The 20,771-nt window shown below is 42.1% G+C and carries 20 protein-coding genes; 9 read left to right on the top strand and 11 right to left on the bottom strand.

The window, feature by feature from the left end; all coding sequences use genetic code 11:
• Positions 1-20: 20 nt before the first annotated feature.
• Complete coding sequence (locus CH373_RS17060) at positions 21-761, bottom strand: ComF family protein (RefSeq protein WP_100715427.1); 741 nt, start codon at positions 759-761, stop codon at positions 21-23.
• A 128-nt stretch (positions 762-889) separates the two neighbouring features.
• Between CH373_RS17060 and CH373_RS17055 the strand changes: the two genes are divergently transcribed.
• On the top strand, positions 890-1,612 hold the full coding sequence (locus tag CH373_RS17055; RefSeq protein ID WP_100715426.1) for a hypothetical protein: 723 nt from the start codon (positions 890-892) through the stop codon (positions 1,610-1,612).
• 89 nt (positions 1,613-1,701) lie between these two features.
• Here the strand turns inward: CH373_RS17055 and CH373_RS17050 are convergent, their stop codons facing one another.
• A complete protein-coding gene (locus CH373_RS17050; protein ID WP_100715425.1) occupies positions 1,702-2,199 on the bottom strand; it encodes a hypothetical protein in 498 nt (165 codons plus the stop codon).
• The gene (locus CH373_RS17045; protein WP_100715424.1) at positions 2,180-2,653 is read right to left on the bottom strand and encodes a RidA family protein; all 474 of its coding nucleotides are present in this window, start codon (positions 2,651-2,653) and stop codon (positions 2,180-2,182) included. The genes CH373_RS17050 and CH373_RS17045 overlap by 20 nt, the downstream gene beginning before the upstream one ends.
• A gap of 161 nt (positions 2,654-2,814) precedes the next feature.
• Here CH373_RS17045 and CH373_RS17040 point away from each other — a divergent pair, with 161 nt between their 5' ends.
• The 5 genes from CH373_RS17040 (at position 2,815) to CH373_RS17020 (ending at position 8,405) form a co-directional block, all read left to right on the top strand.
• Positions 2,815-3,615: a class I SAM-dependent methyltransferase gene (locus tag CH373_RS17040; RefSeq protein WP_100715423.1), complete on the top strand. Its 801-nt coding sequence runs from the start codon at positions 2,815-2,817 to the stop codon at positions 3,613-3,615.
• Positions 3,612-5,252 carry a DEAD/DEAH box helicase gene (locus CH373_RS17035; RefSeq protein WP_100734109.1) on the top strand — a complete coding sequence of 547 codons (1,641 nt, stop codon included), beginning with the start codon at positions 3,612-3,614 and terminating at the stop codon, positions 5,250-5,252. Before CH373_RS17040 ends, CH373_RS17035 begins: the two co-directional genes overlap by 4 nt.
• Entirely contained in the window at positions 5,219-6,313 is a 1,095-nt protein-coding gene (locus CH373_RS17030; protein ID WP_100715421.1) for an N-acetylmuramoyl-L-alanine amidase family protein, read from the top strand. The genes CH373_RS17035 and CH373_RS17030 overlap by 34 nt, the downstream gene beginning before the upstream one ends.
• Positions 6,294-7,061, top strand: a complete 768-nt coding sequence (locus CH373_RS17025) for an LIC_10740 family protein (RefSeq protein ID WP_100715420.1) — start codon at positions 6,294-6,296, stop codon at positions 7,059-7,061. The genes CH373_RS17030 and CH373_RS17025 overlap by 20 nt, the downstream gene beginning before the upstream one ends.
• A 63-nt stretch (positions 7,062-7,124) precedes the next feature.
• Positions 7,125-8,405 carry a hypothetical protein gene (locus CH373_RS17020; protein ID WP_100715419.1) on the top strand — a complete coding sequence of 427 codons (1,281 nt, stop codon included), beginning with the start codon at positions 7,125-7,127 and terminating at the stop codon, positions 8,403-8,405.
• A 2-nt stretch (positions 8,406-8,407) separates the two neighbouring features.
• On the opposite strand, the gene CH373_RS17015 is transcribed toward CH373_RS17020, so the two are convergent.
• A complete protein-coding gene (locus CH373_RS17015) occupies positions 8,408-9,256 on the bottom strand; it encodes a tetratricopeptide repeat protein (protein WP_100715418.1) in 849 nt (282 codons plus the stop codon).
• 117 nt (positions 9,257-9,373) lie between these two features.
• On the opposite strand from CH373_RS17015, the gene CH373_RS17010 reads away from it, so the two are divergent.
• On the top strand, positions 9,374-9,553 hold the full coding sequence (locus tag CH373_RS17010) for a hypothetical protein (protein WP_100715417.1): 180 nt from the start codon (positions 9,374-9,376) through the stop codon (positions 9,551-9,553).
• Here the strand turns inward: CH373_RS17010 and CH373_RS17005 are convergent.
• The 7 genes from CH373_RS17005 to CH373_RS16970 form a co-directional block, all read right to left on the bottom strand.
• Positions 9,533-10,387: a crotonase/enoyl-CoA hydratase family protein gene (locus CH373_RS17005; protein ID WP_100715416.1), complete on the bottom strand. Its 855-nt coding sequence runs from the start codon at positions 10,385-10,387 to the stop codon at positions 9,533-9,535. The two genes, CH373_RS17010 and CH373_RS17005, sit on opposite strands and share 21 nt — an antisense overlap.
• 146 nt (positions 10,388-10,533) lie before the next feature.
• Positions 10,534-11,922, bottom strand: a complete 1,389-nt coding sequence (locus tag CH373_RS17000; RefSeq protein ID WP_100715415.1) for a histidine kinase dimerization/phosphoacceptor domain -containing protein — start codon at positions 11,920-11,922, stop codon at positions 10,534-10,536.
• 248 nt (positions 11,923-12,170) lie between these two features.
• Entirely contained in the window at positions 12,171-13,277 is a 1,107-nt protein-coding gene (locus tag CH373_RS16990; RefSeq protein ID WP_100715413.1) for an alpha/beta hydrolase, read from the bottom strand.
• A gap of 85 nt (positions 13,278-13,362) precedes the next feature.
• Complete coding sequence (locus CH373_RS16985) at positions 13,363-14,484, bottom strand: peptidoglycan DD-metalloendopeptidase family protein (RefSeq protein WP_100734108.1); 1,122 nt, start codon at positions 14,482-14,484, stop codon at positions 13,363-13,365.
• A 115-nt stretch (positions 14,485-14,599) separates the two neighbouring features.
• On the bottom strand, positions 14,600-15,010 hold the full coding sequence (locus CH373_RS16980; protein WP_100715068.1) for a bactofilin family protein: 411 nt from the start codon (positions 15,008-15,010) through the stop codon (positions 14,600-14,602).
• A gap of 156 nt (positions 15,011-15,166) precedes the next feature.
• Entirely contained in the window at positions 15,167-17,632 is a 2,466-nt protein-coding gene (locus tag CH373_RS16975; protein ID WP_100715069.1) for a penicillin-binding protein 1A, read from the bottom strand.
• 26 nt (positions 17,633-17,658) lie between these two features.
• Entirely contained in the window at positions 17,659-18,726 is a 1,068-nt protein-coding gene (locus CH373_RS16970) for a zinc dependent phospholipase C family protein (protein ID WP_100715070.1), read from the bottom strand.
• A gap of 79 nt (positions 18,727-18,805) precedes the next feature.
• On the opposite strand from CH373_RS16970, the gene CH373_RS16965 reads away from it, so the two are divergent.
• Positions 18,806-20,074: a diaminopimelate decarboxylase gene (locus CH373_RS16965; protein WP_100715071.1), complete on the top strand. Its 1,269-nt coding sequence runs from the start codon at positions 18,806-18,808 to the stop codon at positions 20,072-20,074.
• A complete protein-coding gene (locus tag CH373_RS16960; protein ID WP_100715072.1) occupies positions 20,052-20,762 on the top strand; it encodes an IspD/TarI family cytidylyltransferase in 711 nt (236 codons plus the stop codon). The genes CH373_RS16965 and CH373_RS16960 overlap by 23 nt, the downstream gene beginning before the upstream one ends.
• The last annotated feature ends 9 nt before the right edge of the window (positions 20,763-20,771 follow it).

The raw sequence follows: 20,771 nt of genomic DNA, 5'->3' as shown, positions 1-20,771 counted from the left end.
CTTATTAAGTTTGGTCAATCTCATTCGAGGGTGCGAAGATAGGTTAGGACTAGAATTTTTTCCGCCCCGTTGTCTCTTAACAATCTGGATACTTCGTTTATACTCGCTCCGGTAGTAAATATGTCATCTAGCAACAGGATATTCTTCGGGATCTTACCGATCCAGTTTGTTTTGATTTTCCAAGATTTTCGCGCGTAAAAAAATCTTTCCGAGTAACTTTTGCCAGCCTGCCTTTCTCGGTTCAATTTTTCTAAGACATCTAACTTCGGAATTTGTAATATTTCTTTTGCCCGTTCATACAATTCCGTGCATACGTGAAAGGGACGGGTGGAAGAATTTCCCCACCATTTTGCAGGAGCACTCGGCAAGCAGATACACGCATCCAAATTTTCCGGCATCCATTTTAAGAATTGTCTTCTAGCTCCAGTGGATAAGTAGATGCTCGGGCCGTAAGAATATTCCTTCTTAATTCGATTTAGAATTTCTGCATGAAGTTCGTCTCTGTTTCTGAGAAAACGAGCTTCGGAAAAGAATATATTTCTAGTAGAGCAAATTCTACATTCTTTCACATTCAAAGGGGAGGAACAGACCCTGCATCTTAAGAGATCTTTTTCCTGATTGGAAATTGGCTTTTCGCTACAAGGGCGGCAGATCCCGATCGTTCTCGCAAAGAAATCTTCTTTTCCGCAAATTCCGCAACAGAGCGGAAAAATGGTTCCGGTCAGGGTTCTGGTTAGTTTTTTCCAAATTCTGGGTCTCATTTCCAGTAACAGGTTCACCTTTCCGAAACTCGCAGTACTTTTTTCGAAAGTTTGCTATTTTCCGATTTGGATTCGGTTGATTTTAGAAAATTCACTCTATAGAATCATTTTTTCATAAAGTGGTATATATGAATAAAATCGATTTCAGACTTGGGGTTCTTTTTACCCTCTTAATTTTCTTCGTTTTCGATGCTGGGGCACAGACATTCAAAAAAGAATCTGCATCGCAATTTAGCATCATCCTCGATATTACGAATCCTTTGGAAGTCTATTCGGAGCCAAAAGTAGACAAGGAATCAAGGCTGAACTGGAATCAGTTTCCTGAAGAAGTTTCTCCTACAAAAATTTTCCCGGTAAATTCGACTTCGCTTAGCAACAAGGAGTGGAGGGATTCTTGGTTCGAGATTAAATACGGAGAAAAATCCGGTTGGGTGCAGGGGGCTGATGTCTTGGCGTTTGACATAAAGCCATTGGAAGGAAAGGAGAACATTGGCGATCTTTTGCTAAAGTCAGAGTGGACAGGCACAGAATCACCGAGTCAGGATCCATCTCTAAAACAATCCAAAATCTATTTTTCTAAAAACGGAAGCGCATTCGATTTTCATTATATCACTAGAGCGGGAGAGGAATTTGCGACGAAAGGATTGAAGCTAAGAATCAGCAAAAACGTATTCTTCTTTGAGCCACCTGATCCAAAGGAACGATTTTCTAGCATGGTTCTACAATACTTTCCCGAGAGTAAGATCCTCTATGTCAGAAAATCACCGATGTACAGAGATTTCGGCCAGTCACCTGCCGGCGCAGTTAACTTTGTTTCTTTGGGCAAAGACAGGACTTATATTCGAAAGTAACACAGATACTGCGATTTTGCACCAGTTTTCTTTCTAGATGCAAGAGACTGTAGAATATCTTGCATCTGGAAATCTGGAGATAGCCGAAGTCATTCTCCTCCGACTAACACTACGATGGTGGTTAAAAACCATGTGCCGCAAAAAGTGTAGAACTTCCAGTTAAACGTATAATCTTCTTCTCTTAAAAAACTAACAAAGAAAAAATCAGGAAGCAATGCGCCTAGTACCAAAAGCAATCCTAAGAATCCTTGCGAAATTCTCAATGCTTTGAAAAGCCATTCACTTCTCCAAAATCCTCCGAAAAAAAATACAAAGGCGGAAGGAAGGATAAAAAAGATATTAGAAGCTACTCGGATACTTTCCGTTTCTTCCATGCCGAGATAGATTTGGTAGCTGATCCAGCTTGTTAGGCTGAAGCCCAGCTGAAAGAAAGAGACCAGGAATAGTGACTTTTCTTTTCCATTCTTATTCGACCAGAATTCCGCGAATCTACCGAGCAATTCCTTGTAGAAACGAATCCACGCTTTGAGCAGGATTGGTATTGCGGGGAGAGCTATTGTCAGATCTTTAAGTAACGATTTTATCATGTATTAGAACTGTCATTTCCACTTCGATTGGCGATCCGAGAGGTAACGCAGAGCAACCTACTGCGAATCTTGCGTGCCTTCCTGCTTCTCCGTAAATTTCTAAAAGCAAATTTGATGCATGATTTGCAACTAGGTGTTGTTCGGTAAAAGTAGAAGCTGACGCAACATAAACTCCAATTTTTACAATTTCCTTAATATGTTCCACGTCTCCGACTACACCAGAAATAGCGGCCAACGCATTTAGGGTAGCTTGCACCATGGAGTCCTTTACGTCGTCTACTCCCAGATCCTTTCCCAGAATTCCGGTTTGCATCAGTTTTCCATCTTTTAGAGGCAATTGCCCGGAAGTAAAAACAAGCTGTCCGGCTTTTGATGCAGGAATATAGGCGGCGATTGCCTTTGGCGGTTGAGGCAACTCGTAGCCTTTGGATCTGATTTTTTCGAGGATACTCATGAAGACAATTATTCCTTTTTCTTCGATCTACGCTTCAATCGGAGGTACCCCTGTGTTTTTTTCAAGCAGTTTCAAGGCTTCGCACTTTAGGAATCAAGGAATCACAAATAGCTTTACGCGACTGTTCCTCCGGATATTCTAACGAATAGCACCCGTATAGAATGAGCGCGATTTTCGACCTGGTTCCACATCCTAAGTTCCCGGAAACCTATCTGGTATGCCGAAAAACTGGAGTGCACTTTTATCTTCCCGCAAAGGTTCGAAAATATGAAGATTCCTATTTTCAAGAGGAATACAAAAATCAGTACAAAAAGACTTACTATGAGGACGAGCCCCAGCTTCGTGAGCTGGCAAAACGTAGAATAAAGATCCTTCGAAAATTTCAGGAACCGACCAATAAGTCCTTGTACGAAATCGGCTGCGCTTCCGGATTCTTTCTAGACGAGGCCAGAAAAGAAGGTTATTCTGTAAGCGGTATAGAGCTTTCAAAAACAGAAGTTCAGTTTGCAAAGAAAACTCTTTCTCTGGATGTAGTTTCCGGTTCATTTTTAGAGACCGAATTTTTGCCAGATTCTAAATTTGATACTGTATGTGCTTTCTTTGTAGTGGAGCATTTTCCCGAGGCAGAAAAGGCATTTCAAAAAATTGCGGACCTAGTCAAACCGGGAGGTTTTCTATTTTTAGGATTACCCTCCATGCAAGGACCTACCTACGTAACTGATCCTAAAGAGTGGTTGAAGACTCACCCTTCGGACCATTTTTGGGATTATTCACCAGAGTCTCTGAAAAAAATGTTGAAATTGTACGGTTTCACTTCGGTATATAAGAAACCCATGTCCTACCACCCTAAAAGAGATAAGGGCTGGAAAGGAAAATACCTGAATCACCGATTGTTTGCCTTCTACGCGGACGTTGCCTGCTACGGTGACACATTTCATTTTCTCGCACAAAAAAAACTATGAAGTTCAAAGAATTACAGCTCGAGCCGAAATTACAAAATGCAATCGAAGAAGCCGGTTTTGTCGAGCTCACCCCCATTCAAGAAAGAGCGATTCCATTTGGGATCGAAGGAAAAGATATCACCGGTCTTGCACAGACCGGAACTGGAAAGACCGTCGCATTTTTGGTCCCAGTCATTCAAAATCTGATCAGTAAAAATATCACCGGAATCAGTACGCTCATTTTAGCTCCTACAAGAGAATTGGTGATTCAGATCGCCGAAGAGGCTCAGAAGCTGTTAAAAGGATCAGAGCACAGAGTAGTTTCGATCATAGGTGGTACTGATTATAAATCACAAAATCGTGATTTAGAAAAACTGGATGGAATCATCGTAGCTACACCCGGAAGACTGATCGATTTGGCTCGAAGTGGAACCGCAGATCTGAATGCGGTGGAATATTTCATTTTGGACGAAGCTGATCGTATGTTGGATATGGGGTTTATCAACGATATTCGATGGCTTTTGCATAAATGCAAGAATCGAAAACAAACGATGTTGTTTTCGGCGACTCTTTCAGTGGAAGTGATGAGACTTGCTTACAGGTTTATGAACGAACCTGTAGAAATTCAGATCAATCCAGAAAAAATCATTACGGAAAGAATCGATCAGAAGTTGGCGCACTTGGGAAGAGAAGAAAAGTTGCCTTACATGGTGAACATGATTTTGCTTTCCGATGTTGATGGACAAGGAATCATATTCACGAATTTTAAAGCGAATATTCCAAGAATCGTTCATACTTTAAGAAAATATGGAATTCCTGTCACAGGGATTTCGTCCGACCTAGACCAGAAAAAAAGACTCAGATTAATGAGGGACTTTAAATCCGGAAAATTCAAATATATGGTCGCGACGGATGTGGCGAGTCGAGGAATCGACGTAGAGAATATCGGAATCGTATTCAATTTCGACCTTCCCCAGGATACCGAAAACTATGTGCATCGAATCGGAAGAACCGCGAGAGCAGGCCGAATGGGAAAATCCGTAAGCTTTTGCTCTGAGTCGGATTATACCGAGCTCGAAAAGATAGAGAAATACTTAAAACAAAAAATAGAAATTATACAAATAGATGAGAAATTACTAATGTTCCCAGAAGGCGAATTTCAAGCATTTGTGGGCGGAGACGCCTACGATCATACGTTCGGAGAAAAACACGAACGAAACGGCAAAAGACCTCATGGCCGCGAGGACAGAGATAGATCTCGAGATAATAAGAATGGCGGCTATCAGAAAGGAAAAAGCAGAGACCGCAGAAACGATTCTAAAGGTGCTAAAGGTGCCGCGCCTCATCCTCACAGAAGAGATAGGTTTGGTAAAAAGAGACCAGAAGCTGCAATTGAAGAAGCGGAACAGTTCCTTCAAAAGGCGGATTCTATGTTGGGCGGGCCTTCGGACAGGAGAAAATCCGAAAACCAATCCCAAGGAAGGAAGAAAGGAAAACCTAAGAGTCACGGAAAAGAGAACTTTCAACCTTCAAATCAAAAGCAAAGAAATTACGATAAGAAAAAGAGAAATCTGTTCGATATCAACGAACACAAAGTGAAACAACCGAAAAAGAAGGAATCGCTTTGGAAAAAAATCAAATCCTTCTTTGGCTCTTAGCGGTTTCTTTCTTTTTTTATGTTGGCCCAATTCTTGGGCAGGAACGGATACAAACGATCGGAAAGTATCGTTATGTAAGGTTCAAAGAAATTAGAGAAAAGATTCCGACTTTAAAATCCGAGTTCGACCCTGCCACAATGGTCGGGTCTATTTTGCATTCCAAGGGAGAGATCCGTTTTAGAATCGGTTCCACCTTTTACACAATCAACGGCTGGATCGAAAAGACAAGCCTGCCCGTTTTGTACTCCGATAAGGATTTTGTGATTCCTCCGGAAGTGGTGGAATCGATTTTTGTTCAGTTGCTCCCCGAAGATGTAAAATACGAGTTTCTGGAATCGGAGCTTGTTTTTGAAGTTAGCAACACTCTGGAACAATTGCATATCTCCACAATAGTGATCGATGCTGGGCACGGTGGAAAAGATCCGGGGACTTCCTCCAATTACGGAATCCAGGAGAAACAAGTTTCGTTAAAAGTAGCTCGTGCTCTTAAGAAATTTCTAAATAAAGTATATCCCGAAATCCAAGTGGTTCTTACTCGTTCGGAGGATGTATTTATAGAACTGGAAAGAAGATCCGAACTTGCCAATTCGCAATTAAAGAAGGGTGGGACAGCACTTTTTTTGAGCCTGCATTGCAATGCGTCTATTGCGGAGGATGTAAACGGTTTTGAAGTCTACTATTTATCCCAGACACCATCCAGTGAATCAGGAAGAGAAACAGCTATTTTAGAAAATAAGATCGGCGGTCTGAAGGGTAGGAACACCTACAAAAAAATACAGGCCGGAATGTTGTCCTCTCTTATCCAGAGAAGGAGTCGTCTCCTGGCACACAGAGTGGAAACGGAGATGAAAAAAAACCTTGGTTCAAAGATATTGTCAAGAGGGGTCAAAAAAGCTGACTTCTCCGTATTACGGGGAAGCTTAATGCCGGCTATTTTGATTGAAATGGGGTATTTGACTCATCCTCGGGAAGCTAGACTTTTGGAAAATCAAGCCACTCAGGTTCGGATTGCCAAAAGCGTTGTGGAAGGTATTAGAGCCTATGAATTGGCAAAAGATTAAGGAAGGTTTTCGAAAAGTTTGGGATCCGATCTCGGCGAGATGGGCTGCTCTTTATGGTAAGATCTTTCAGATTGCAACTCTTCCTGTTTCTAGTCCGGAAGGAAAAAGAATCCTTTTCTTAACCTACTCTTGGATCTTAGTTTCATTATTTATTACGGGCTTCGTTCTCGCCGGTAAAAGTCCTTTTAAACTTCTAATTCCATTCTCTTTGTATGACCTTCCGAACTCGGATCCTAGAAAAGAAGTGACACTGTACGGATCGGATGGGGAAGGAAGTGTCTCGCCGATTCGAAGAAAAGTTTTATTAACCGGAGACGACTTCAGACATGATGCTCTTTCCTTAATCGGAGAGGTCGGAGAATCTAGCTACTTTGATCACACGGTAGGTCAATCTTCGAATCAGTTCAAAAGTTTGAAAAAACTTCCGAATCTCCAGTTTTCAGTCATAGCCCTTTGGAAGAGAGGAAATGTGCTGATCATCGATTTGAGAAAGTCCAGCTTAGAGGATATTCTTTCCGAAATGAAATTCCGAATCGACTATACGTATGCGAGCCAGATGACTGAGGAAGCGAAAAGTTCCGAAATCAATCGCAGAAAGCTAGCCTTGCTCTCCTCCGCCTTTCTTGCCGCGGAGAAGACCTTATTTGAGAATTTTCCCGATTTGCAAACGATTGAATATCGTTTGAGCGGTCAATTGGACCAGATCTCTGGATTATCGTATTCATTAAACGAAAAACACGTTAGGTAAAATCCTGATACTTCGATATCTCCACTTGTTTCGGGCCTTGATTTGGCCGATAAGAAGTACCGGATGTTGTCGGAGTTTTCTAGAAAAATCGGCTTTTTTGCATTACCATTCCTGAGTCTTAGTCAGGTTTTGGGGGTGGATCTGCAAACTTCCCCGGATGTAACGAATATCACTGATTTTCGCACAGATCGGCTCGCATTTCATTATATACAGCTAGTGGATTCGGAGGGAAGGTCTCTTCCTGATCGCAATTTATCCAAAGACAATTCTTTAGCAACCTTGGTAATCATAGACAGAGGCCAACTCACTCTCTTGAAGGATGGGTATGACGATCCATCTCAGGTCAAAGGAAAGGAAAAAGAATATCTAGGCAAGATCTACAGGTTTACTCGACTAAAGGAACTGGACGAAGAATATTACAAGTTGCCCGAAGGAGAAAGATCCATCGGTAAAAAAAGTCTGGATGCGCATCCGGAGCCCGGCGGAGCTAAGACTCCTGAGACGCAAGGCGAAAACCCACAAAACAATACTGCACCGATTTCCGAACCTGAGCCAAAGTCCAAGGAATTCGATCTGCTTCTAAAATATGACGACGATTTGCTAAAAGCGTATGCTGCAGAAAAAGCTGCTTATGCGGAATATTCGCGCGCGGAAAGAATCTACGGCAAGGACTCACCTCGAACTAGTGCATTACGAAATCGTTTTGTAGAATTTGCTTCTAAAACTAGAGAAAGGAAGAATGTACTGCTTCAATTTTTGAGAAATCCAGGTCCGGAGACAAATCCCTACCCTGGAGACCGAAAGGACCAAACCTTCTATACAAATCAATTGAATGGGCAGCCGGATTACTATTTGCACTCGACTAGCCCTAGGGAAGTCGATGGGCAGATGCGAGGAGAAGAAGAAGTCGGGAAAAAGTACGGAGATATTTTTCGAAAAGGAAGAGACAGACTCTTGGAAACTCACATCGAAAAACTCTATTATTATCTTTGGAACCGGGACATGACCAATACTAGGATCAAGGTGGAAAATTACCTGAAGGGAAAAAAGGTCACAGTGATCACTGGGGATTCCACTGTTTATACGATGATGGACAAGGAAGGGGACGGGATTACCGAGTCATTCTTTGTAGATTCTCCCGGTCTTAGATTTTCCTGGGACAAAGAAATTCCGAATATTATTTCCATCTCGAATTGTACCGATCAATCTATCCTTACAAAGATCAAAGGTCTTGCAGATGATGTCGCCATGGGAAGAGTTCCTAGGAAAGTGGACAAGCTCGACCTTACGATTCCAGAAGAACAGGTTTTATCTGAGTTAAAACCTCTATTAAAAAATCTTTAAATTTAAGCTTCGTCTATCTCTACATTTTCAAGAGTATCAAAGAAACCGGTCTGGAGTAAAGGTCCAAAATCTACCATATCCTCTGCAGAAAGCTTAAGTCCGTTCTCCATAGAGTAAGCTTGAAGAAGCGAAGCACATGCAAGATGACTTTCACCTAATTGTGCATGTGCTCTTGCTTTGATGACCAGAATGTCGGCGTCTCCATCTCCGAAATATTTAATATATAGATCAATGAATTTCAGAGCGTTCTTATGATCTCCTACCTTCAGATAACATTGGGCCACCATATCGTAATGTAAGAAATGTTCCTCTTCGTCCATTCTCATGGCGGTCTTAAGAGAGGCCAAGGCAGAGTTATAATCACCTCTTTGGAAATATAAATATCCAAGTTCCGCCCAGATATCCTTTCTTTTGATTCCTCTACCCCTGGAAAGTTTCTCTTGAGCCAAGGCTTGTTTGAGCACAGTAATCGCCTCGTTGGATCGATCTGTGTCCTTTAACAAACTTGCTAATGTAAGATAAAGTTCTAGCTGGTCCGGAAATGCCTCTACCGCCTTTCCCAAAATTTTTTTTGCCTGTTTGTAGTTATGGACCTTGATCAGGTAGTTTGCGTAATGCAGACGACTTTCAGGATGGGTAGGGAAGTTATCCATCAGTTCCTGGAAGAGGTTTAAGGTTTCGCGCGTGTTCCCGATGAAATACTGACACCAAGCTTGGCGGTTCTTAATTTTTAATACAGTCTTTGGATTACTGGTATGACGCAGCGATTCTTTGTATAAATTGAAGGCTTTTGTGAATTCCTTCTGCCTTTCTCTTTGGATAGCGCTTCTAATGAGTTCCCTAAATCTCACGACCTGGACAGACTAAAAAAAAAGGAAATTTTATCAAGTTTTACGCGGTATTACCGATGATCGGAATAGGGGGAACAGAAAGAGAAACTACCCGAAAACCTTTAGGAAAGTGTGAATATGGAAATCACAAGCCAAGCCAATCAGTCATTAATTCTGGAAAGAGTGGCAAATTTACCACGAGAAATCTTCCAGGCTCAAGCAGATCTAAATTCCAAACTGTTGAAGTTAGGCGTAGAATCGCAATTACAAGCTAAAGAAAGCGAAGGCAGATCCAGACTACTCGATTTGTACGTTTAAACTTCCGTTCGTATTTTTATTGAATTCTGGCCGTCTTCTTTCTCTGAAAGAATACATTGCTTCCCTGAAATCCCGGGAATCCATAAAGCTGGAATTCCACACTGCGACGTAGTTTAGGCCCGCATCAAGAGGTTTGCCTTCCGCGAAGTTTAGGACTTCCTTCGCACCTTGGACTACAATCCTAGGATTCGCTGCAATTTCAGAAGCAGTTTCCAACGCTCCACTCAGTAATTCTTCATAATTAAGAAATACTTTGGTGATCAATCCGATTCGATACGCTTCGTCTGCGTCTATATCTTTTCCAGTATAAGCGAGTTCTCGTGTATGACCCTGTCCTATAATCGATGGCAATCGATTGATGGACCCCATGTCTGCCACGATTCCTACTTTTGCCTCTCTCAGAGAGATTGTCGCGTCCTTAGTCGCATAACGAATATCGCAAGCCGAAATCAAATCCAAGGCGCCTCCGATACAATGTCTATGAACCGCCGCAATGGACGGCTTCGGAGATTGATAAATCGCGTTGATTCCTTTTTGCATTCTAAGAATCAGCTCGTAAAATACCTTTCGATCGTCCCCGAAAGTACCCTGAACAACTGTGCCGAATTGTTGAAAGAAGGAATCTAAATCGAGTCCAGTGGAGAAGGATTTTCCTTTCGCGGCGATTACGAAAGCATTGATCTTCGGGTTCGAATTGATTTCTTCTACCACGAAAGGTAGGTCTCTCCAAAAGCTCCAATCCATTGCGTTTCGTTTATCAGGACGGTTTAAATAAACGATCGCAGTGCTATCTTCCCTTGGTTCGATCTCAAAGAATTCAAACGATGTCTTCATTAGATCAGATTCCGACCACGAAGAACCTAGGGAAAGGACTTTTTACGGCGATTTTCGAGATATAGAAAGATAGATATGCTCGGATAAGTTGTCAGCCGCCTAAGCATGGTTTGGGTGGAAAAGGCGAACCAGAGATAATTTCAGTTTTATTTGGACTCTACTTCTTTTTTTATCGGAAAGCTTAGTTTCACCAAACAACCGGAATCGTTCTTGATTTCTAATTTTCCTTGTAGCAGTTTTACGAAAGAGTCTACTAAAGATAGCCCGAGAGACCCCGGGGATTTGGTTCTATTTTGCGGGTCTGGTAGTCCTACCCCATCGTCTTTTACTTCTAAGACATATTGATTCTTTTCTTTATAGAATCTGACAATGATTTCGCCACGTTCTCTTCCCAATAATCCGTGCTTAAATGAGTTAGTGAGAAGTTCGTTAATAATAAGTGCACAGTTCATTCCCGCCTCGCTGGGAATTTTGGCTTCACGAATATCTAATATAAGTTTGATTTTGTTTCTGTCTACTTTGTAAACTTCGAAAAGAAGATCCGTCAGCTTTCGTACATACAAATCGAAACTAATGGAAGACAGATCATGATTTTCGTAAAGCACCTCATGTAGCAATGCTACCGCGTGTATTCTATGCTGACTCTCCCTGAAAATTTCCATGCTCTCCTGATCTTTCAAATTGGAGGCATTCATGCTCAAGAGGGAAGAGATGACTGTTAGGTTATTCTTGATTCTATGATGAATTTCTTTTAGATAAGCTTGTCCTGGTTCATTATTCGCTGTATTCGGTGATCTTAATACAGTGATTGAACCAGTTGCGATACCTGAGGAATTCAGGATAGGAGAGGAACTCACCGCAACTGGATTTCTCTTTCCGTTTGAATCTGTGAGAAGTACTTCTCCCCATTCCAACATCCGATTTTCACCCAGGATTTGATCGATAGGAAGTTCTTTTGGACCTCCGTCCTTGGATTCCAACTTTAAAATTTTGGAAATTGGTTTTCCGACACATTCTGAAATACTATAACCTGTAAAAATTTCTGCGGCAGGATTCGAAAATAGCACCAAGCCTTTTTCGTCCGTGGTTAGAATCCCGCTCTCGATTTGGTTCAGAGTGGATTTTAGATTTTCTTCGCTCTTCCTGTGCTGAAATTCTACTTCATTTTTATATAATGCAACCTCTATAGAGGAGCGTAGTTGGTCCGACTCGAAAGGTTTTACAATATAGCCCAAGGGCTGGGTTCTTTTTGCCCTGTTTAGAGTGTTTTCGTCTGCATATGCAGTGAGATATATTACAGGAGTTTGAAAGCGATTTCGAAGCACTTCTGCGGTTTGAATTCCGTCGAGGTTGCCTTCGATATTGATATCCATGAGCACTAAATCTGGATGATTTTCCTCTGCCTTTTGAATTGCTTCCTCCCCGGAAGAAGTGATGCCGACTAAATCATAACCTAATTTTTTTAGCTTTTGGCCGAGGTTGACTGCTACTATGATTTCATCCTCTACCACAAGTATTTTAGGTTTTGTGAGCATTACTATAATCTACGAAAGAAACCTCGAGTTTCAACCATATAATTATGGAATGATTCACAATTTTGTGTCGAAACTGCGGCACAGAAAAATTACTACTCGTTTCGTCCAGAGAAGCGAATGGAAAAAAGAAAAATCTCGTCTTCGGATTTGCCAAATTCGAAAACGAACGTCTACCGAAAACAAAAAAAGTGTATTCAATTTTTGTAATATCGAACAAGCGTTATTTTAACGCCGATTGTTAAATCATGCTAGTTCCGAAGTACGTAATTTTCGTTTCCTAAAGATTTTCTAATAAAGAGTCTCTTCTCTGCACTCATTCCCAAGAGTAATTGATAAAGATCGGTAAGAATAGGCCGAGAGGAGTAGTATCCGTGTCCTAGAGAAATGATCGAGGAATCGATTGGATTTACGTTGATTACATCCACTCCTGGAAATTTGGAACAGGTGCCTAGGCGTCCGGTTTGATGGATTTGAGAAGAAGCGATTAATGCGGAGTCTCCGGGCGAACAATACAGAGTAATCCTTTCTGCTGATTTCTTAAGGGCATCCATGAGCATGATAAATTCTCCAGTATCAAAGTCCGGAGCGTTCAGGATCAATTCCTTAAGTAATGGAGAGCCGGATTCCTTTGCTAATTCTGCAATCGCAGGAAGTACCACTTGGTGGCCCATGGAATGAACGATTAGATGGAGTTTTTTATCTGTTTTGGAAATTCTGCGTAGGAAGTTTTTAAACGATTCCCGGCTGCTCTGGGCAGAAACCAAATTTTTTTCATAGGTGGATTTTAGCATGAGCTGGCTGAGAACTCCTACATCTCCGCCCGCCGGCCAAGAGTACGCGATCATTCTTCCAGGAAATTTTAGATCAAACTGTATCTGAGCCGCTCTTAGGATTGCTTCTTCGAATCCTACATTGAATCCATGAACGAAAATTAATATCTCCTGGCTGGCGTCGGACTCTACTTTTTTCCACCAATTTGCTTCTTCCGATCCGTCAGGGGAAATTCGATGATCTAAGAATTGAAATAGCTTTTCACGATTTCCTAATCCGAAAGGGATCGCTCCGACTGTGTGATCTACGGGCACGTTTACGATGCAGGATCCAGTCTTTGAAGTTTGATTTCCGAACACCATAAAATATGCGTTAGAGCACGCTACCTGGGAATTCGAATTCGTCGCCCTTGTGGTAGAAAACATGATTTCCAAGGATTGCGTGTTCGCATAAGAATTTGAAATTCTTGTTTCTAAAAGTTCTCCTACAGTTTTGCTGCAGGAAAAGTAGAATAGGAAACAAAGTAGTACGGCAAAACGAATCAGTTGACGGAAGCGATTCTCGGAGAGCGGAGACAGTTTCATAGAATTTACCTTAAGAATCCGGCACAATTCTGCAAGTAGAAAGGTCTATTCTAATATTTGAAAATTGTTAGGAGAAAGACGTCTTTTAGTGGTTCGGTTTGGAACCTTTTTTGTAAGCCAATCCCTTCAAATATTTCGCAGGATTTACCGATTTGCCTCGGTGGATCACTTCAAAATGCAGATGAGGTCCAAAGCAATATCCGGTGCACCCGGATGTCGCGATTTTCTTTCCTGCAATCACATAATCTCCGCGCTTTACGCTCAATCTTGAGTTGTGGGCATACAAAGTTTTGAATTCGTCGTTGTGTTCGATCACGATCGCGTTTCCGTAACCGCCCATCCAACCGGAAAAGATCACTTTCCCGTTTCTGGCAGCTGCGACCGATTCGTAGTTTGCTTTTAAATCTAAGGCTTCGTGGAACTTGTGCTGAGGGTAGGTTCTCCATCCGAATTTTGAAGTTACAATTCTGGATTGTACTGGCACGACCCATTTAGGAGCCGGATCCGGGATAATTGCTCCTGGCAAAAATACTTTTTGGCCAGGTCTAAGAATATCCAGATCATCTAATTTATTTTCTTCTAATATTTCATCCAGATTGACTTTGTACAGAGTTGCTACTCTGGCGATCGTATCTCCGGTTTTGAGTTTGTAAAGTAAGCCTGTTTTATTCGGTATTTGTAAAATTTGTCCCGGATACAAAGTGTCGTCAACATTGATCGAAGAAGAGCCCGAGATGGATTCCATCGATACCTTAAATCTGGTCGCAATCTCAGAAAGTGTTTCGTTTCTTTTTACCTTGTAAGTAGTAACCTTTAACTGCTTCTTTTTATCGCCTGGAGTTCGGATTTCGTTGGCCATGAGAATCGTCAGCTTGGCCTTTTCAGATTCTTCTAAAAATTTCGCGTCTCCGGATTTTGCCCTTCTATCTTCGGAGTCGTTTTCCTGTACTTCATCCGGCTGTGATTCTATCATCGCATTCGAAGGATTCATCCAGATTCCGAGGAAGAGTAACAGCAAAAAGACGGAGGCAAAAACAGGAATCATTCTGAATTTTCTTCTGCGAAAATCCAAACTTCCGTGGTAGAGGTTTCCCCTGAAATAAAAGGAATAGTGAATATGGAAAGAGCCCAGGTAAATTAAAGTGAAATTATCCGTTCGGAGAATTTCCTTTCCTGCAGTCAGCTTCCTGGGCTTTTTGAAGATCATACAGTTTAATTATCGGCCGCCACCTTATAGCGAATCGAGATTTTCGGAGAAGAAAAGTCTTAGATTTTCGGAGTACCTAGAAGATTTGAAGTCCTTCTTGTTTCCGAATAGGTCTTTATTCTTCTTTTCCGTTGTCCAGGGTCCGAGTACCTCCGAAGGATTCTTCTACGATCTTTTTCACATCCTTCTTTTGACCCCCGGTCACTGTAATATTTCCCTTTGCGACCACTCCTTTGGCCAAGGTGAGCGCCGGAGCGATAATATCACCTAATAGTCTGCCTGTTTCTTCCAAGCGGACTTCACTCTCTGCTTTTATGTTTCCGATTAATGTGCCTGCAACGACTACTTCTCGGGCAGAAATGTTGGTACGGACCTTTCCGGTTTCTCCAATAAACAGGGCGTCGTCGGTTTTGATTTCTCCTTCAAACTTCCCATCGATCCGAAGAGAACCAGCAATATAAAACTTCCCTTCGAAGATGGAGCCAGGTCCGATTACGCTATTATTATTGTCCTTGCCGATCGCCATCTGTTACTCCTGAATCAGAAAAACACCCAGTATCGTGGCCGGAGACTCACGCAGAAAGACTCGAAATTTCTTTTGATTCGATCGCCTTTCAAAAGGGGGGTTTAATCTATTTGGCTGTCCGGTGCGAAATCGACAACTCTTTTTGCAGGAAAGCTCCTAGCGAATTACATCCTCGTCGCCTTCAAATAGGTTCGGCTTCTTCTTGGAACTGGGTGGAGTGTTAGTTTCGGGGACTACTTCGGGAGCTCCTACACCCTTGTGATCATCGCAGATTTCCGTAGGTACGGTCGCTTTATCAAAAACTTCTTCTTCTGTTTGGTAACAATGACTTCCAGGCAATTTACCGGAGATGGAACAAATCGTCCTTCGTACAATTTTTGCGTCTCCGAAATCGAAAGGCTTGGATTTTTCCCCTGAGAGAGCGTTTGCCATAAATCTACCCCAGATTGGTGCAGCTACGATGGCCCCCGACATTCCTCGACCTAAAGATAAAGTTCCGATATCATAGCCAACCCAGACCACTCCTACTAATTCTGGAGTATATCCCGCAAACCAAGCGTCTCTGAAATTGTTGGTCGTACCTGTTTTTCCTGCCGCTGGTCGAGTGAGTCCGTAAGCTCTCGCTCCAGTTCCAGTTCCTTTGCTGATAACGTCTTGCATCATCGAAGTAATGATATAACTTACTTCAGGGGAAACTAATCTCTTTCTTTCCTTGGATTCCATTTCCTTTCTGAAATCCTTTATTAGATTTCCCTTATCATCTTCTACATAAAGTACGCTAATTGGAAATACTTGTTTGCCTCCGGAAGCAAAGACAGCATAGGCTCTTGCCAATTCGAATGGAGATACTTCAAAACTTCCTAATGAAAGCGAAAAGTCTCTTGGCAGATTTCTGTTCTCGATCTGAAGAAGTTTTTCTAAAGGAGGCAATAGATTATTGAGCCCGGTATGTTCCAGAAGTCTTACGGCAACACTGTTTCTGGACAACTCCAGAGCCTGTCTTAATCTTATAAATCCTGAATATTCTCCGGTATAGTTGGTGGGGTTCCATTCATCTCCATCTTCGAGAACGTAATGCAAGGGAGAATCATCAAACAATGATGAGGCGGTCACATTTTTTTTCGGATCTGGATGTTCATGGAAATACTCCATTGCCGAAGCGTAAATGAGAGGTTTAAAGGCAGATCCTGGTTGCCTGTAAGCTTGAAAAGCTCTGATCTGTTGGTTGTCAGATCTAAATCCAGAACCACCGACCATAGCGGTAATAAAACCTGTGTTAGGGCGAATTGAAATAATCGCGCCTTCTACAGGTAAAAGATGGTCTTCTGTTTGTTGGCTCCGATAATTTCCTTCAATCGCTTCTCCCGTTCCGTCCGCACCGGACATTAAACTAAGGATCGAAAGTTCATCTCTAAGATCTTCTTGCCAGGCTCGATTGAAGGTTCTATAAGATCTGGAGATTTTGAATTTGAATTCTGGGATATCGTGAAGCTCGGCTAAAAGCTCGTAGATATCTCCATAGGAATCCTCGAATGCATCGATTTTGGTAAAGGCTCTTTGATTAGAGATTTGGGTCTGCTGCTTCAGTCCGGCATAGAGAGCCTTTTCGGCTTGGGTCTGGTGCTGAATATTCAAGGTGGTATAAATTTTTAGACCACCTTCATAAAGCTGCTCTTGCGGAATGTACCGCGAAAGGTTTTTACGAACGTATTCTGTAAAATAAGGGAATCGGTTCAAGCGATCTCCGAAGGCAGAATCGTTCGGAGATCTGTTTAGAGTAATATAATATTCTGCGAAAGCGTCGTATTCTCTTTCGGCGGTTTGTACATCCAAGATGCCGTTTTCAACGAGCTTTTTAAAAACAACTCGGACTTTATTCGCCGAAGTATTCGGGTTTACGAGTGGAGAAAATTCTTTCGGACGGGTCGTTAAGCTAGCTAGAAGCGCGGCTTCTCCCCAGCCCAAATCTTTTACGTCCTTACGAAAATAAAATTTTGAAGCAGCTCCTACCCCGATCGTGCCGTGTCCCAGCGGGATCTCGTTTAGGTAGATCTCCATCAAGGTTTTCTTGTCAAAAACGACTTCCAGAAGCAGAGCCAACCAAGCTTCTCTTGCTTTTCGAAGAAAGGATCTTTCAGTATTCAAAAATTTTAATCTAGCTACCTGCTGAGTGATGGTGGATGCTCCTTCCTTCACTCTTCCCGCGATCAAATTGACCATCGCGGCTCTAAGAATACCGCGTATGTCCAAGCCTTTATGACTGCGGAAATTGTTGTCTTCGGTGGATTCAAAGCAGCGAATTACTTTGTTTTCCCATCCTCCGGGTAGATCATTTTCAGTCAGAACGTTTCGGGAAAATCTGTAGAACTCGGCGATCGGTTCGTAATTTCCCGAAGAATTTGTGCCGTACAAGATCGAAGGCTTTTCGTACAAATTCGCCTTCGGAATTCTCCATAAATCTTTGATCGAAAATACGAACAGAAATCCGTTTAAAAACAGAAGTCCTAGGCAGAGATAGGCGAGCTTTCGAATCGGATCAGAAGAATCCAAATATTTTTGGATTCGAGCTCGAAATAGTACGATAAAATAGCGAGATAGAAAGTCTGCGGGTTCGTATTTCATATTATGAATTTATTCGCTCGGCCTTTTTATAAGGGTGAAAATTGCCTCATTTTTTCAATCCCATGATACCTTAGCCCAGTGTCCAGGTTATAACCTTGGTACTCTTTAATAAGAGACGATCTGGATGCTTTATCATGCACATAATTCCAGGCGATCGTAACTGCATCTTTGGCGGCTTCGCAGGATCTATTGATCAATTCCACAAATGAATCGTTGCGGATGATCGAAGGATCCGCAGGATAGGACCAATCCGTCTTTTCTTCATTCATAATTCGTTTATCAATATGTTCCTTTAAAGGAAGCATGAGGACTGAAGACTTTACTTTATGAAAGGTGATTTTATCGATAAAACTCAGAGTCGCCCGGATAAATCTATTTCTGGAATCCAGGTAACGATGAAAGTCCAAATATCCTAAGAAGGATTCGTTTAATATATCACCTGGAATAATCTTTTCCTCTGAACCGATATATTCCGTTTTATAAACTTCCGGAAAAGTTTCTTTGAGGCCTCTTAGCCAAAAATGCCAGAGCATAGGATCCATTTTCTTTTTACCATCTTTTGCTCTGAAAATCAAATCCACATGCTGCACAAAATCATAAGCTTTCGGGGTCATTCCCCAACGAAAATGAAGCAACCAGGAGTCTAACGCAAACTCGACCCGCATGTGTTTGTATTGGGCTTCCGAACTGATCTTTTTGTCCTTATTATAAAAATCTCCAGAGATAAAAAAGATATAAGGATGAGTAATGATATCTACTGCGCAGTGACAAATATAACCTAAAGTGAATGCAAGGAATCTATCTCTGTACAAACCTTCTTCGGTTTCTAAAATTCGATCTAGAAAACTGAGCACGAGCTCTAGTACACTTTCGTGATGGCTTAAATCTCCCCAGATTGTAGCTTTCTTTGTTTTGCGGGGGGAAAGCACATGATAAAAATAGAAAATATCTGGAGCGATTGCTCCGATGTTCGCGTACTTTCTTGTGGATTCTTCTCTTAATAACTTCGCAATTTTCCTTTGCTCTGCGGTTCCATGGTCTAAGTGTTTGCAGACCTGAGAAAGAGCTTCCAAGTGAGTGATTTTGCCAGCCATAAATCGGAAATTTGCCTTTGAAAAAACCCGGACACCTTGGGAAGATGGCCTTAAACTATATAGAAACTCATCAGTCAGTATGCAATCAATAGAAAATCTAAAATTTTTGACGAAGGAACAAGTCCGAAACTTAGCGAGTACCTTCGGAACTCCGATCTACGTTTATTCTCGCAGGGGAATAGAATTGAGCTGTGAGAAAGCTCTGTCTTTTCCGAACGCATTCGGCATTACCGTTAGATTTGCGATGAAGGCAAACCCAAGTCGCACGGTACTGGAAGTCCTTCGCAGGAAGGGAATACATATCGACGCATCTTCCGAACACGAGGTCCGAAGAGCTATTCTCGCAGGATTTAAACCCCAGGAAATATTACTCACTTCTCAGCAATTGGCTTTAGGATTAAAGGATCTGGTCCAATCTGGAGTCCAGTTCAATGCATGTTCGTTGAAACAACTGGAAGAATTTGGAAAATTATTTCCAAGTGGCGAAGTCAGCATTCGATTTAATCCCGGGCTCGGCTCCGGGGCGACAAAGAAGACTGACGTGGGAGGAAAAACTTCTTCCTTTGGAATTTGGCACGAAGATCTTTCAAAAGTGCAGGACATCGTACAAAAGTATTCGCTTAAAGTGATCCGAATCCATACTCATATTGGCTCTGGTTCGGATCCTGAGGTCTGGAAGGCCGTTGCTCATTATACACTGGAAATCGCAGCTAAATTTCCGAATTGCCATACCGTGAATTTGGGAGGTGGCTTTAAAGTAGGAAGAATGGCCGACGAGAAAACAACAGATCCCCAGGTGATCGGAGTTCCTGTAAAAGAATTATTTCAAAAGTTTGAAAAAGAACATGGAAAGAAACTAAAAATGGAGATCGAGCCAGGATCCTTTTTAATGGTAAACAACGGAGCCATCGTCTCTAGAGTTGATGACGTCGTCTCGACCGGCGATGGCGGTTTTACTTTCGTAAAACTTGATATTGGAATGGATGTGAATACTCGGCCAGCTCTCTATGCAGCAAAGCATCCGCTTGTAGTTGTATCGAAAGAAGAGAATGCGACTAGAGCAAAGGGAGAAGTCGTTTATGTCGGACACTGTTGTGAGAGCGGAGATATTATGACGCAAGAGGAGGGTGGAGGCCCAAGGACTGTAGTAACCGAGATCCCGAACATAGATGACTTCGTTGTAATGGAAGGTGCTGGTGCATATTGTTCCTCTATGTCATTAAAGAATTATAATTCTTATCCAGAGACACCAGAGGTGCTTTTGGATTTGGAAGGTAAATTTCAGTTAATTCGCAAAAAGCAGACTTTGGAGCAAGTCGTTCAGAATGAACTCCTGGTTCCCCTCTGAGAGCATTCGTGTTTTATTGTTAGCCGGTGGGTCTGGGACCAGAATGGGCGGTTCCAGACCGAAACAGTTTCTAGAACTGCAAGGAAAACCGATACTGCTTCACAGTCTTTTAAGTTTTCTAGAATGGGGACTAACGAAAGAGATCATCATTGTCACACATCCTGACCATATGGAAGAGACGGAAAAAATCTGCTCTCCTTATTTGAGGGAAAGAGATCGAATCGTAGAAGGAGGTCCTACTCGACACGAGTCTACGCTTCGGGGATTAGATAGCATACAGATCGGTTCGAATGACCTAATTTACATTCACGATGCAGCCCGACCATTTGTGCATTCAGAAGATTTGAATCACCTGGGAATGGAAACGGAGAGATCTGGATTAGCGACACTAGCTACTCGCAATCACGAGACAGTTTTGCAAAAGGAAGATAACAAAAATCAATTCTTGGATCGTGAAAGAATTTGGTTCATGAAGACTCCTCAAGCAATTCGAGGAGATTTATTAAAAAAACTTCCTCGGACTCCCGGGAGCTTTGAAATTACGGATCTATGTACCTGGGGCCAGCATGCTGGATTAAATTTTGCGCTTGTAGAATCGCATCCTTATAATCTGAAAATCACTCGCCCGGAGGATTTGCCCTTAGCAGAAGCGATCTTACCTCTTTACCAGGAACTGATTTCATCCTGAAAGGGTTTC

It is taken from the genome of Leptospira perolatii, from assembly GCF_002811875.1.
GTDB lineage: Bacteria > Spirochaetota > Leptospiria > Leptospirales > Leptospiraceae > Leptospira_B > Leptospira_B perolatii.
The sequence above is the reverse complement of the archived record's forward strand: the minus strand, read 5'-3'. Positions and strand labels throughout refer to the sequence as shown.

What these genes read in the sequence shown, in the direction of transcription:
- CH373_RS17060 (WP_100715427.1), bottom strand. Translation starts at nt 761, where the DNA reads ATGAGACCCAGAATTTGGAAAAAACTAACCAGAACCCTGACCGGAACC.
- CH373_RS17055 (WP_100715426.1), top strand. Translation starts at nt 890, where the DNA reads ATGAATAAAATCGATTTCAGACTTGGGGTTCTTTTTACCCTCTTAATT.
- CH373_RS17050 (WP_100715425.1), bottom strand. Translation starts at nt 2,199, where the DNA reads ATGATAAAATCGTTACTTAAAGATCTGACAATAGCTCTCCCCGCAATA.
- CH373_RS17045 (WP_100715424.1), bottom strand. Translation starts at nt 2,653, where the DNA reads ATGAGTATCCTCGAAAAAATCAGATCCAAAGGCTACGAGTTGCCTCAA.
- CH373_RS17040 (WP_100715423.1), top strand. Translation starts at nt 2,815, where the DNA reads ATGAGCGCGATTTTCGACCTGGTTCCACATCCTAAGTTCCCGGAAACC.
- CH373_RS17035 (WP_100734109.1), top strand. Translation starts at nt 3,612, where the DNA reads ATGAAGTTCAAAGAATTACAGCTCGAGCCGAAATTACAAAATGCAATC.
- CH373_RS17025 (WP_100715420.1), top strand. Translation starts at nt 6,294, where the DNA reads ATGAATTGGCAAAAGATTAAGGAAGGTTTTCGAAAAGTTTGGGATCCG.
- CH373_RS17020 (WP_100715419.1), top strand. Translation starts at nt 7,125, where the DNA reads ATGTTGTCGGAGTTTTCTAGAAAAATCGGCTTTTTTGCATTACCATTC.
- CH373_RS17010 (WP_100715417.1), top strand. Translation starts at nt 9,374, where the DNA reads ATGGAAATCACAAGCCAAGCCAATCAGTCATTAATTCTGGAAAGAGTG.
- CH373_RS17005 (WP_100715416.1), bottom strand. Translation starts at nt 10,387, where the DNA reads ATGAAGACATCGTTTGAATTCTTTGAGATCGAACCAAGGGAAGATAGC.
- CH373_RS17000 (WP_100715415.1), bottom strand. Translation starts at nt 11,922, where the DNA reads ATGCTCACAAAACCTAAAATACTTGTGGTAGAGGATGAAATCATAGTA.
- CH373_RS16990 (WP_100715413.1), bottom strand. Translation starts at nt 13,277, where the DNA reads ATGAAACTGTCTCCGCTCTCCGAGAATCGCTTCCGTCAACTGATTCGT.
- CH373_RS16985 (WP_100734108.1), bottom strand. Translation starts at nt 14,484, where the DNA reads ATGATCTTCAAAAAGCCCAGGAAGCTGACTGCAGGAAAGGAAATTCTC.
- CH373_RS16980 (WP_100715068.1), bottom strand. Translation starts at nt 15,010, where the DNA reads ATGGCGATCGGCAAGGACAATAATAATAGCGTAATCGGACCTGGCTCC.
- CH373_RS16975 (WP_100715069.1), bottom strand. Translation starts at nt 17,632, where the DNA reads ATGAAATACGAACCCGCAGACTTTCTATCTCGCTATTTTATCGTACTA.
- CH373_RS16970 (WP_100715070.1), bottom strand. Translation starts at nt 18,726, where the DNA reads ATGGCTGGCAAAATCACTCACTTGGAAGCTCTTTCTCAGGTCTGCAAA.
- CH373_RS16965 (WP_100715071.1), top strand. Translation starts at nt 18,806, where the DNA reads ATGCAATCAATAGAAAATCTAAAATTTTTGACGAAGGAACAAGTCCGA.
- CH373_RS16960 (WP_100715072.1), top strand. Translation starts at nt 20,052, where the DNA reads ATGAACTCCTGGTTCCCCTCTGAGAGCATTCGTGTTTTATTGTTAGCC.